General features: G+C 44.2%; 1 protein-coding gene. It reads left to right on the top strand.

The window, feature by feature from the left end; genetic code table 11:
• The coding region (locus tag EXE10_RS21255; RefSeq protein ID WP_130114618.1) for a GTP-binding protein at positions 1–389 on the top strand (389 nt) is incomplete at both ends.

Raw genomic sequence — 389 nt, 5'->3', positions numbered from 1 at the left:
CCACACGTAAACGTGGGTACAATTGGTCACGTCGACCATGGTAAAACAACTTTAACAGCTGCGATTGCAACTGTATGTGCAAAAACTTTTGGTGGCGAAGCGAAAGACTACGCTGCAATTGACTCTGCACCTGAAGAAAAAGCACGTGGTATTACAATTAATACTTCTCACGTAGAATACGATTCTCCAATCCGTCACTACGCTCACGTAGACTGCCCAGGACACGCCGATTATGTTAAAAACATGATCACTGGTGCTGCTCAGATGGATGGTGCGATCCTTGTTTGTTCAGCGACTGATGGTCCTATGCCACAAACTCGTGAACACATCCTTCTTTCTCGCCAAGTAGGTGTTCCTTACATTCTTGTTTTCTTAAACAAATGTGACAT

Origin of the sequence: Acinetobacter sp. WCHAc060033, assembly GCF_004209125.1 — a bacterium.
Lineage (GTDB): Bacteria > Pseudomonadota > Gammaproteobacteria > Pseudomonadales > Moraxellaceae > Acinetobacter > Acinetobacter wuhouensis.
Note: the sequence above shows the minus strand (reverse complement) of the source record. Positions and strands in the feature narration are given on the sequence as shown.